The sequence below is a fragment of the Bacillus cereus group sp. RP32 genome (assembly GCF_040459735.1).
In the GTDB taxonomy this organism is placed as follows: Bacteria; Bacillota; Bacilli; order Bacillales; family Bacillaceae_G; genus Bacillus_A; species Bacillus_A wiedmannii.
Window position 1 is genome coordinate 5,025,001 of the sequence record NZ_JARVHO010000001.1, and the last position, 12,500, is coordinate 5,037,500.

Genomic DNA, 12,500 nt, shown 5'->3' on the forward strand with positions numbered 1-12,500 from the left:
CTCTATTTCATCTTTTTTCTTCTTTAAGATTATTAAATTTATGAATTATGACATTTGATAAATAAAAATAAACACAAAAAAACCTAAGTCGAATCGACTTAGGTTTTTGCTTGGCGACGTCCTACTCTCACAGGGACAAGGTCCCAACTACCATCGGCGCTAGAGAGCTTAACTTCCGTGTTCGGTATGGGAACGGGTGTGACCTCTCTGCCATCATCACCAAACTATGAAGGCATATTCCTTCAAAACTAGATAACATTTGCTTCATATTATATGGTTAAGTCCTCGATCTATTAGTATTCGTCAGCTCCACATGTCACCATGCTTCCACCTCGAACCTATCAACCTGATCATCTTTCAGGGATCTTACTAGCTTACGCTATGGGAAATCTCATCTTGAGGGGGGCTTCATGCTTAGATGCTTTCAGCACTTATCCCTTCCGCACATAGCTACCCAGCTATGCCCTTGGCAGAACAACTGGTACACCAGCGGTGCGTCCATCCCGGTCCTCTCGTACTAAGGACAGCTCCTCTCAAATTTCCTACGCCCACGACGGATAGGGACCGAACTGTCTCACGACGTTCTGAACCCAGCTCGCGTACCGCTTTAATGGGCGAACAGCCCAACCCTTGGGACCGACTACAGCCCCAGGATGCGATGAGCCGACATCGAGGTGCCAAACCTCCCCGTCGATGTGGACTCTTGGGGGAGATAAGCCTGTTATCCCCGGGGTAGCTTTTATCCGTTGAGCGATGGCCCTTCCATGCGGAACCACCGGATCACTAAGCCCGACTTTCGTCCCTGCTCGACTTGTAGGTCTCGCAGTCAAGCTCCCTTATGCCTTTGCACTCTACGAATGATTTCCAACCATTCTGAGGGAACCTTTGGGCGCCTCCGTTACACTTTAGGAGGCGACCGCCCCAGTCAAACTGCCCACCTGACACTGTCTCCCGGGTCGATAAGACCCGTAGGTTAGAATTTCAATACAGTCAGGGCGGTATCCCACCAGCGCCTCCACCGAAGCTAGCGCTCCGGTTTCAATGGCTCCCGCCTATCCTGTACAAACTGTACCAAAATTCAATATCAGGCTACAGTAAAGCTCCACGGGGTCTTTCCGTCCTGTCGCGGGTAACCTGCATCTTCACAGGTACTATAATTTCACCGAGTCTCTGGTTGAGACAGTGCCCAAATCGTTACACCTTTCGTGCGGGTCGGAACTTACCCGACAAGGAATTTCGCTACCTTAGGACCGTTATAGTTACGGCCGCCGTTTACTGGGGCTTCAGTTCAGAGCTTCGCTTACGCTAACCCCTCTCCTTAACCTTCCAGCACCGGGCAGGTGTCAGCCCCTATACTTCGCCTTACGGCTTCGCAGAGACCTGTGTTTTTGCTAAACAGTCGCTTGGGCCTATTCACTGCGGCTTTCCGTTAAGAAAGCACCCCTTCTCCCGAAGTTACGGGGTCATTTTGCCGAGTTCCTTAACCAGAGTTCTCTCGCACACCTTAGGATTCTCTCCTCGCCTACCTGTGTCGGTTTGCGGTACAGGCACCTTTTATCTCGCTAGAAGCTTTTCTTGGCAGCGGGGAATCAAAGACTTCGCTCCATAAGGAGCTTCCCCATCACAGCTCAGCCTTCACGATAAGCGGATTTGCCTACTTATCAGCCTAACTGCTTGGACGTGCACAACCAATCGCACGCTTCTTCTATCCTTCTGCGTCCCTCCATTGCTCAAACGATAAAGAGGTGGTACAGGAATATCAACCTGTTGTCCATCGCCTACGCCTGTCGGCCTCGGCTTAGGTCCTGACTAACCCTGAGCGGACGAGCCTTCCTCAGGAAACCTTAGGCATTCGGTGGACGGGATTCTCACCCGTCTTTCGCTACTCATACCGGCATTCTCACTTCTAAGCGCTCCACCAGTCCTTCCGGTCTGACTTCACTGCACTTAGAACGCTCCCCTACCACTGATACCATTGGTATCAATTCGCAGCTTCGGTGGTGTATTTAGCCCCGGTACATTTTCGGCGCAGAGTCACTCGACTAGTGAGCTATTACGCACTCTTTAAATGGTGGCTGCTTCTAAGCCAACATCCTAGTTGTCTAAGCAACTCCACATCCTTTTCCACTTAATACACACTTTGGGACCTTAGCTGGCGATCTGGGCTGTTTCCCTCTTGACTACGGATCTTATCACTCGCAGTCTGACTCCTAAGGATAAGTCATTGGCATTCGGAGTTTGACTGAATTCGGTAATCCGATGAGGACCCCTAGTTCAATCAGTGCTCTACCTCCAAGACTCTTACACTTAAGGCTAGCCCTAAAGCTATTTCGGGGAGAACCAGCTATCTCCAGGTTCGATTGGAATTTCTCCGCTACCCACACCTCATCCCCGCACTTTTCAACGTGCGTGGGTTCGGGCCTCCATTCAGTGTTACCTGAACTTCACCCTGGACATGGGTAGATCACCTGGTTTCGGGTCTACGACCACGTACTAAACGCCCTATTCAGACTCGCTTTCGCTGCGGCTCCGCCTCTTCAGCTTAACCTCGCACGGGATCGTAACTCGCCGGTTCATTCTACAAAAGGCACGCCATCACCCATTAACGGGCTCTGACTATTTGTAGGCACACGGTTTCAGGATCTCTTTCACTCCCCTTCCGGGGTGCTTTTCACCTTTCCCTCACGGTACTGGTTCACTATCGATCACTAGGGAGTATTTAGCCTTGGGAGATGGTCCTCCCAGATTCCGACGGAATTTCACGTGTTCCGCCGTACTCAGGATACATTCAAGAGAGAACGAAGTTTCGACTACGGGGTTGTTACCCTCTACGACGGACCTTTCCAGGTCGCTTCGTCTACCTCGTTCCTTTGTAACTCCGTATAGAATGTCCTACAACCCCAAGAGGCAAGCCTCTTGGTTTGGGCTATGTTCCGTTTCGCTCGCCGCTACTCAGGAAATCGCATTTGCTTTCTCTTCCTCCAGGTACTTAGATGTTTCAGTTCCCTGGGTCTGTCTTCCTTACCCTATGTATTCAGGCAAGGATACCATACCATTACGTATGGTGGGTTTCCCCATTCGGAAATCTTCGGATCAAAGCTTACTTACAGCTCCCCGAAGCATATCGGCGTTAGTCCCGTCCTTCATCGACTCCTAGTGTCAAGGCATCCACCGTGCGCCCTTTCTAACTTAACCAAACTAAAATTAAAAAAATATGAGCTACACTGTTATCTAGTTTTCAAAGAACATACATTTATATATGAGAGATAGTTCTCTCAAAACTGAACAAAACGAAACACGGAAACTTATATTGATGAACAGCGTTCATCAATTCTCCATAGAAAGGAGGTGATCCAGCCGCACCTTCCGATACGGCTACCTTGTTACGACTTCACCCCAATCATCTGTCCCACCTTAGGCGGCTGGCTCCATAAAGGTTACCCCACCGACTTCGGGTGTTACAAACTCTCGTGGTGTGACGGGCGGTGTGTACAAGGCCCGGGAACGTATTCACCGCGGCATGCTGATCCGCGATTACTAGCGATTCCAGCTTCATGTAGGCGAGTTGCAGCCTACAATCCGAACTGAGAACGGTTTTATGAGATTAGCTCCACCTCGCGGTCTTGCAGCTCTTTGTACCGTCCATTGTAGCACGTGTGTAGCCCAGGTCATAAGGGGCATGATGATTTGACGTCATCCCCACCTTCCTCCGGTTTGTCACCGGCAGTCACCTTAGAGTGCCCAACTTAATGATGGCAACTAAGATCAAGGGTTGCGCTCGTTGCGGGACTTAACCCAACATCTCACGACACGAGCTGACGACAACCATGCACCACCTGTCACTCTGCTCCCGAAGGAGAAGCCCTATCTCTAGGGTTTTCAGAGGATGTCAAGACCTGGTAAGGTTCTTCGCGTTGCTTCGAATTAAACCACATGCTCCACCGCTTGTGCGGGCCCCCGTCAATTCCTTTGAGTTTCAGCCTTGCGGCCGTACTCCCCAGGCGGAGTGCTTAATGCGTTAACTTCAGCACTAAAGGGCGGAAACCCTCTAACACTTAGCACTCATCGTTTACGGCGTGGACTACCAGGGTATCTAATCCTGTTTGCTCCCCACGCTTTCGCGCCTCAGTGTCAGTTACAGACCAGAAAGTCGCCTTCGCCACTGGTGTTCCTCCATATCTCTACGCATTTCACCGCTACACATGGAATTCCACTTTCCTCTTCTGCACTCAAGTCTCCCAGTTTCCAATGACCCTCCACGGTTGAGCCGTGGGCTTTCACATCAGACTTAAGAAACCACCTGCGCGCGCTTTACGCCCAATAATTCCGGATAACGCTTGCCACCTACGTATTACCGCGGCTGCTGGCACGTAGTTAGCCGTGGCTTTCTGGTTAGGTACCGTCAAGGTGCCAGCTTATTCAACTAGCACTTGTTCTTCCCTAACAACAGAGTTTTACGACCCGAAAGCCTTCATCACTCACGCGGCGTTGCTCCGTCAGACTTTCGTCCATTGCGGAAGATTCCCTACTGCTGCCTCCCGTAGGAGTCTGGGCCGTGTCTCAGTCCCAGTGTGGCCGATCACCCTCTCAGGTCGGCTACGCATCGTTGCCTTGGTGAGCCGTTACCTCACCAACTAGCTAATGCGACGCGGGTCCATCCATAAGTGACAGCCGAAGCCGCCTTTCAATTTCGAACCATGCAGTTCAAAATATTATCCAGTATTAGCCCCGGTTTCCCGGAGTTATCCCAGTCTTATGGGCAGGTTACCCACGTGTTACTCACCCGTCCGCCGCTAACTTCTTGAGAGCAAGCTCTCAATCCATTCGCTCGACTTGCATGTATTAGGCACGCCGCCAGCGTTCATCCTGAGCCAGGATCAAACTCTCCAATAAAGTTAGTTTGTCTAGCATCTAAAAATAAAAATTGACGTTTCACGTTGTTTGTTTCGTTCAGTTTTCAAAGAACTACTCGGTCGCTCATTTGCGACTTCCTTATGTTAACATCTTCATGTTTCAATGTCAACTAAGTTTTTCATTTTGTTTGCCGCGTTCTGCGTTATTGCATCGGCGACTTATCCTATATTACACCTCTAAGGTGAAATCGTCAACACCTTTTTATAAAGATATTCAATTTAATATTTTTATGCTCTTTTAGCTAGATATGCCTCTACAAAGAGTCATTACTAGAAACCACCTTCTGCTTCTCTTTAATTTATTCTTCCAAAACATATTCGATTTCATTTGAACTCTAGACTTAATTCTTGTAGACATGTCCCTCCAACAAAACTAGCAACCTTATTTTAACAAATACTAGTATATAATTAGAGAGTTGTTGTACTAGCAATAAAACTCTATTAGAAGCAGGTGAAAATATGAAAGATATACGTATCCTTATAGCAGACGATGATAAAGAAATCCGAAATTTATTAAAAATATATTTAGAACGAGAATTATATATGGTAGATACTGCGGTTAATGGTGAAGAAGCCTTGCAACTATTTAATCAAAACAACTATAACCTCGTTATATTAGATCTTATGATGCCGAAAGTAGATGGTATCGAAGTATGTAGAAAACTTAGAGATAAAACTAACGTACCTATATTAATGCTAACCGCTAAAGATCACGAAATTGATAAAATTTTAGGTTTAAGCATTGGCGCTGATGATTACATTACGAAACCTTTCAGTATTCACGAAGTAGTTGCACGAGTAAAGGCTCTTATGCGGCGTTTTTTAGTTCTTGGAAGTAACACTACTGCACAAGAGAAAACAATTTTAGCTTTCAAAGGACTAACTATCGATTTAAATACATACACAGTTCATACAAATAAAGAAGAAATCAGCTTAACCGGAAAAGAACTGGAACTGTTGAAATTCTTTACTTCAAACCCAGGACAAGTATTTACAAAAACACAGCTCTTTCGAAATGTATGGGACGATAATTATATAGAAGACGATAATACCGTTATGGTACATATTCGAAAACTTAGAAAGAAAATAGAAATCAATCCTTCTAATCCAAAATTCATTCAAACTGTATGGGGAATTGGTTATAAGTTTGTAGGTGAAAAACTTGAAGACTGATAAAACCCTATTCCTTATTTCATTACAACTTATCATTTGCGGGCTTTTAAATATACAAATGGGCCCAAAAGGGAAGATGTCTTTATTTATTACCCTTATTTTAATTACAATGTATCTCTTCTTTTCAAGAATACAATTCATTCAAAATCGCAAATCATTGGACACAAAATTAGGTCGTGTACTAAAAGGAAATTTACAAACGAGATTATTCACAAGCAATGACCCCTCATTACATAGTATCGTTTTTTCAATAAACGAACTGATAGCTGAATTAGAAAAGGTTCGGATCGAAGCAAAAAGATCCGAGGAATCTAGAAAACAACTTTTGTCTAGTATCTCGCACGATATCCGAACACCACTCACCTCTATTATTGGATATATCGACGCTTTAAAAGATGGGGTTGCTGTTTCTGAAATAGAAAGGAAAGAATATCTTAAAATACTTTATATGAAATCAAATAACTTAAAACATCTAGTTAATGAAATATTCAATATGGCAAAGCTAGACGCCAATGAATTTCCACTAAAAGAAGAGGAACTCGACTTTTCTGAAGTTACTAGAGAAGTTTTGATTGAATTTTTACCTGAACTTTCAAAACATAATCTCGAACTACAGGTTCTCATACCAGAATCTACTTGTCCTATCATTGCAGACCACCTTAGCCTTATGCGAATTATGAGTAATTTGATAAAAAATGCCATTTATTACGGAAAAGATGGGAAAACATTAGGGATCGAACTACTAGAAACTGATACAGACTATGAACTTCTTATTTGGGATAAAGGCCCTGGTATTCCAAAACATGATTTACAAAACGTATTTGAACGAATGTACCGAAGCGAACAATCGAGAAACTCCTCTTCTGGTGGTAGCGGTCTCGGGCTTTCAATTTCTAAAGCACTCGTTGAGAGAAATGGTGGGCATATATGGGTTGAAAGTACTCCATGGAAACGAACTACTTTTGGCTTTTCAATTCCAAAATACATTTCTTTTAAGAAATAGTTAAGAAATGATTAATATGCAGTTAAGCCTTCCTTCTTATCATGTAATTAAGAACTTATAGAAAGTAGGTGTTTCCTATAAATACAATTATAAAAACGACTAACCTTACTAAAGTGTATGGCACACAAAAATCAGTAGATAATCTAAATATTAATGTTCAACAAGGCGAGATTTATGGATTCATAGGACGAAACGGTGCGGGCAAAACAACAACCATTCGTATGCTACTCAGTCTTATAAAACCTACAAGTGGAAATATTGAAATATTCGGAGAGGACTTATTTCAAAATCAAAAAGATATTTTAAGAAGAATTGGTTCTATCGTTGAGGTTCCAGGGTTTTATGAAAACTTAACTGCAAAAGAAAACTTATTAATTAATACAAAGATAATTGGGATTCACAAAAAGAATGCTATTGAAGAAGCATTAGAAATAGTAGGATTGCAGCATGAAACAAAAAAATTAGTTGGGAAGTATTCTTTAGGAATGAAGCAGCGCCTAGGTATTGCACGTGCCCTTCTCCATTATCCCGAATTACTCATACTAGATGAACCAACTAACGGGCTCGATCCCATTGGTATTAAAGAAATGCGAAAACTTATTAAATCTTTAGCTCAGGAAAGAAATATAACGATACTTATTTCCAGTCACATATTAGCTGAGGTAGAACAATTAGTTGATCGTATGGGAATTATTCATGAAGGAAGGTTACTAGAAGAAGTTTCTCTTAATACGCTACGTAAAGCAAACCGTAAGTACATAGAATTTCAAGTGAATAATGAAAACAAAGCCGCAATGCTATTAGAAAATCAGCTTCAAATCTTTGATTATGAAGTACATGATGAAGGGAATATTCGTATTTATTCTCATTTTGGACAACAAGGATACATCAACAGAACGTTCGTTCTAAATGGTGTAGAAGTATTAAAAATGATGATAAGTGAAGATAGATTAGAAGATTATTTCACTAAATTAGTTGGAGGTGGAACAATTGGTTAATCTACTCTATACAGAACTAATAAAACTAAAACGCTCTAATATGTTTTTAATTAGCATTATTGGGGCTGGTGTCGCACCTTTCTTAGTCGTAGTAGCTTCTTATATACATATAAAAACCAAACAGCCCACTCCGACTATTTGGTTCCATCAATTATTTACTGATGTTAACTTATATACTACTTTAGTGATAGGATTCCCCTTATATGGAGTAGTAATTGCTTATCTGTTTACCCGTGAATATGCAGAAGACACACTAAAGAATTTACTAACTATCCCCGTATCGCGTATTAGCTTTATTATAAGTAAGTTCATCACTCTTTTTCTTTGGATCATGATGCTAACTTTAGTCGCTTGGGCACTTACTTTAATATTAGGGCTATTGGGGAACTTCCCTGGTTTTAACACTGCTTTATTTTTAGGTTCTTTTCTAAAATTTTTAATCTGTGGTGGACTTCTCTTTCTATTATCTTCACCTATTGTGCTACTAACTCTTGTAATGAAGAGCTATGTACCACCTATTATATTAACAGTCATTATTACAATGACTAATCTTATGCTCGTAAACTCCAAACATAAAGATTTATTTCCGTGGACCGCTACTCTTGATATCGCAAATAATGAATTACAACCCACATATCCACCGGAATATTCTTATATCATCATTGCAGCAACAGCGGTTTCAGGATTTTTTGCAACAATATTCTATTTCAAAAGAGTAGACATTCATTAATTTATAGGAGTGAAACGATGAGCGATATCATTATTGCCTTCATACTCGGTATCGTAGAGGGGTTAGCCGAATTTTTACCTATCTCTTCTACTGGTCACCTTATATTAGTCGGGCATTTATTAGATTTTGAAGGAGAAAGAGCGAAAACGTTTGAAATTGTTATACAGCTAGGGGCAATTTTAGCTATTGCAATTTTATATCATAAACGCCTCGTTTCTTTATGTAATATTAAACCTCTTCTGCGGAAAGAGAAGAAATTCAACGCATTCCATGTATTTCTTGGCGTATTTCCAGCAGTAGTTGCTGGTTTACTACTACATGGTGTTATTAAAACTTACTTATTTCAGCCCTATACTGTCGTAATTGGACTTGTAGCAGGGGCAATTCTTATGCTCTTTGCAGAAGTAAAGAAGAAAGAGGCAACCTCCTATTCACTGGATGATTTAACATACCGTCAAGCATTAACAATTGGATTATTTCAATGCTTAGCAGTATACCCCGGCTTCTCTAGAGCTGGCTCTACTATTTCTGGAGGTCTATTAGCAAAAGTAAATTATAAAACTGCATCTGAGTTCTCTTTTCTCATTGCTCTTCCTGTAATGGTAGGCGCTACAGGCTTAGACTTGTTAAAAAGCTGGAAGTATTTAAGTGTCAATGATACCCCTATGTTTGTGGTAGGATTCATTACCTCTTTTATAGTAGCAACGTTAGCAGTAGTAACATTCCTAAAGCTTTTAGAAAAGATAGGCTTAAAACCTTTCGCATACTATCGTATTTTGTTAGCTATCTTATTTACGCTTTTCGTATTGCTATAAATTCATATAAGTCACAGATAAAAAACCGATATTCAAGTTAGAATATCGGTTTTTTATCCATTTCACATCAAGTACTACCTACTCCAATATGGCATAGCGGGTGTAAATCATCATTAATAATCCAAATGTTCTTCAAGCAATTTTAATCTTTACCGTACGACACAGCTCAAAAATTAAACACCCCTTGGACAGAGACCGAATGTGTATACAAACTATATCCATTCCGCATATATCATATTTCTTAATTCTCAATACACCGATACAAGTTCTAAATGTGTACAAAATGCTCATGCTTTATTAAACACGAAAAAACACAAGTCAAAAGACTTGTGTTTTTAGTTGCTTGGCGACGTCCTACTCTCACAGGGACAAGGTCCCAACTACCATCGGCGCTAGAGAGCTTAACTTCCGTGTTCGGTATGGGAACGGGTGTGACCTCTCTGCCATCATCACCAAACTATGAAGGCATATTCCTTCAAAACTAGATAACATTTGCTTCATATTATATGGTTAAGTCCTCGATCTATTAGTATTCGTCAGCTCCACATGTCACCATGCTTCCACCTCGAACCTATCAACCTGATCATCTTTCAGGGATCTTACTAGCTTACGCTATGGGAAATCTCATCTTGAGGGGGGCTTCATGCTTAGATGCTTTCAGCACTTATCCCTTCCGCACATAGCTACCCAGCTATGCCCTTGGCAGAACAACTGGTACACCAGCGGTGCGTCCATCCCGGTCCTCTCGTACTAAGGACAGCTCCTCTCAAATTTCCTACGCCCACGACGGATAGGGACCGAACTGTCTCACGACGTTCTGAACCCAGCTCGCGTACCGCTTTAATGGGCGAACAGCCCAACCCTTGGGACCGACTACAGCCCCAGGATGCGATGAGCCGACATCGAGGTGCCAAACCTCCCCGTCGATGTGGACTCTTGGGGGAGATAAGCCTGTTATCCCCGGGGTAGCTTTTATCCGTTGAGCGATGGCCCTTCCATGCGGAACCACCGGATCACTAAGCCCGACTTTCGTCCCTGCTCGACTTGTAGGTCTCGCAGTCAAGCTCCCTTATGCCTTTGCACTCTACGAATGATTTCCAACCATTCTGAGGGAACCTTTGGGCGCCTCCGTTACACTTTAGGAGGCGACCGCCCCAGTCAAACTGCCCACCTGACACTGTCTCCCGGGTCGATAAGACCCGTAGGTTAGAATTTCAATACAGTCAGGGCGGTATCCCACCAGCGCCTCCACCGAAGCTAGCGCTCCGGTTTCAATGGCTCCCGCCTATCCTGTACAAACTGTACCAAAATTCAATATCAGGCTACAGTAAAGCTCCACGGGGTCTTTCCGTCCTGTCGCGGGTAACCTGCATCTTCACAGGTACTATAATTTCACCGAGTCTCTGGTTGAGACAGTGCCCAAATCGTTACACCTTTCGTGCGGGTCGGAACTTACCCGACAAGGAATTTCGCTACCTTAGGACCGTTATAGTTACGGCCGCCGTTTACTGGGGCTTCAGTTCAGAGCTTCGCTTACGCTAACCCCTCTCCTTAACCTTCCAGCACCGGGCAGGTGTCAGCCCCTATACTTCGCCTTACGGCTTCGCAGAGACCTGTGTTTTTGCTAAACAGTCGCTTGGGCCTATTCACTGCGGCTTTCCGTTAAGAAAGCACCCCTTCTCCCGAAGTTACGGGGTCATTTTGCCGAGTTCCTTAACCAGAGTTCTCTCGCACACCTTAGGATTCTCTCCTCGCCTACCTGTGTCGGTTTGCGGTACAGGCACCTTTTATCTCGCTAGAAGCTTTTCTTGGCAGCGGGGAATCAAAGACTTCGCTCCATAAGGAGCTTCCCCATCACAGCTCAGCCTTCACGATAAGCGGATTTGCCTACTTATCAGCCTAACTGCTTGGACGTGCACAACCAATCGCACGCTTCTTCTATCCTTCTGCGTCCCTCCATTGCTCAAACGATAAAGAGGTGGTACAGGAATATCAACCTGTTGTCCATCGCCTACGCCTGTCGGCCTCGGCTTAGGTCCTGACTAACCCTGAGCGGACGAGCCTTCCTCAGGAAACCTTAGGCATTCGGTGGACGGGATTCTCACCCGTCTTTCGCTACTCATACCGGCATTCTCACTTCTAAGCGCTCCACCAGTCCTTCCGGTCTGACTTCACTGCACTTAGAACGCTCCCCTACCACTGATACCATTGGTATCAATTCGCAGCTTCGGTGGTGTATTTAGCCCCGGTACATTTTCGGCGCAGAGTCACTCGACTAGTGAGCTATTACGCACTCTTTAAATGGTGGCTGCTTCTAAGCCAACATCCTAGTTGTCTAAGCAACTCCACATCCTTTTCCACTTAATACACACTTTGGGACCTTAGCTGGCGATCTGGGCTGTTTCCCTCTTGACTACGGATCTTATCACTCGCAGTCTGACTCCTAAGGATAAGTCATTGGCATTCGGAGTTTGACTGAATTCGGTAATCCGATGAGGACCCCTAGTTCAATCAGTGCTCTACCTCCAAGACTCTTACACTTAAGGCTAGCCCTAAAGCTATTTCGGGGAGAACCAGCTATCTCCAGGTTCGATTGGAATTTCTCCGCTACCCACACCTCATCCCCGCACTTTTCAACGTGCGTGGGTTCGGGCCTCCATTCAGTGTTACCTGAACTTCACCCTGGACATGGGTAGATCACCTGGTTTCGGGTCTACGACCACGTACTAAACGCCCTATTCAGACTCGCTTTCGCTGCGGCTCCGCCTCTTCAGCTTAACCTCGCACGGGATCGTAACTCGCCGGTTCATTCTACAAAAGGCACGCCATCACCCATTAACGGGCTCTGACTATTTGTAGGCACACGGT

The 12,500-nt window shown here is 44.0% G+C and carries 5 protein-coding genes and 5 rRNA genes (1 of these 10 running past the window's edge); 5 read left to right on the top strand and 5 right to left on the bottom strand.

Annotated features, from left to right (window positions below; all coding sequences use genetic code 11):
* Positions 1–108 precede the first annotated feature (108 nt).
* The 3 genes from rrf (QCI46_RS25780) to QCI46_RS25790 form a co-directional block, all read right to left on the bottom strand.
* Positions 109–224, bottom strand: a 5S ribosomal RNA gene (gene rrf, locus QCI46_RS25780).
* 49 nt (positions 225–273) lie between these two features.
* Positions 274–3,195 (bottom strand): 23S ribosomal RNA (locus tag QCI46_RS25785).
* 146 nt (positions 3,196–3,341) lie between these two features.
* A 16S ribosomal RNA gene (locus QCI46_RS25790) occupies positions 3,342–4,893 on the bottom strand.
* The 16S, 23S and 5S rRNA genes sit together here, the layout of an rRNA operon.
* Before the next feature lie 479 nt (positions 4,894–5,372).
* Here QCI46_RS25790 and QCI46_RS25795 point away from each other — a divergent pair.
* From QCI46_RS25795 to uppP, 5 genes are all read left to right on the top strand, one after another.
* On the top strand, positions 5,373–6,086 hold the full coding sequence (locus QCI46_RS25795) for a response regulator transcription factor (protein ID WP_046953851.1): 714 nt from the start codon (positions 5,373–5,375) through the stop codon (positions 6,084–6,086).
* The gene (locus QCI46_RS25800) at positions 6,076–7,089 is read left to right on the top strand and encodes a sensor histidine kinase (RefSeq protein ID WP_353841741.1); all 1,014 of its coding nucleotides are present in this window, start codon (positions 6,076–6,078) and stop codon (positions 7,087–7,089) included. Before QCI46_RS25795 ends, QCI46_RS25800 begins: the two co-directional genes overlap by 11 nt.
* Positions 7,090–7,157: 68 nt before the next feature.
* Positions 7,158–8,087: an ABC transporter ATP-binding protein gene (locus tag QCI46_RS25805; RefSeq protein WP_000484005.1), complete on the top strand. Its 930-nt coding sequence runs from the start codon at positions 7,158–7,160 to the stop codon at positions 8,085–8,087.
* Positions 8,080–8,817: an ABC transporter permease gene (locus QCI46_RS25810; RefSeq protein WP_353841742.1), complete on the top strand. Its 738-nt coding sequence runs from the start codon at positions 8,080–8,082 to the stop codon at positions 8,815–8,817. The genes QCI46_RS25805 and QCI46_RS25810 overlap by 8 nt, the downstream gene beginning before the upstream one ends.
* A 17-nt stretch (positions 8,818–8,834) precedes the next feature.
* Complete coding sequence (uppP, locus tag QCI46_RS25815; protein ID WP_353841743.1) at positions 8,835–9,632, top strand: undecaprenyl-diphosphate phosphatase UppP; 798 nt, start codon at positions 8,835–8,837, stop codon at positions 9,630–9,632.
* 341 nt (positions 9,633–9,973) lie between these two features.
* Here uppP and rrf (QCI46_RS25820) read toward each other — a convergent pair.
* Together rrf (QCI46_RS25820) and QCI46_RS25825 are read right to left on the bottom strand one after the other, a co-directional pair.
* Positions 9,974–10,089: ribosomal RNA gene (gene rrf / locus QCI46_RS25820) — 5S ribosomal RNA — on the bottom strand.
* 49 nt (positions 10,090–10,138) lie between these two features.
* Positions 10,139–12,500, bottom strand: a 23S ribosomal RNA gene (locus tag QCI46_RS25825); it runs 560 nt beyond the window's last position.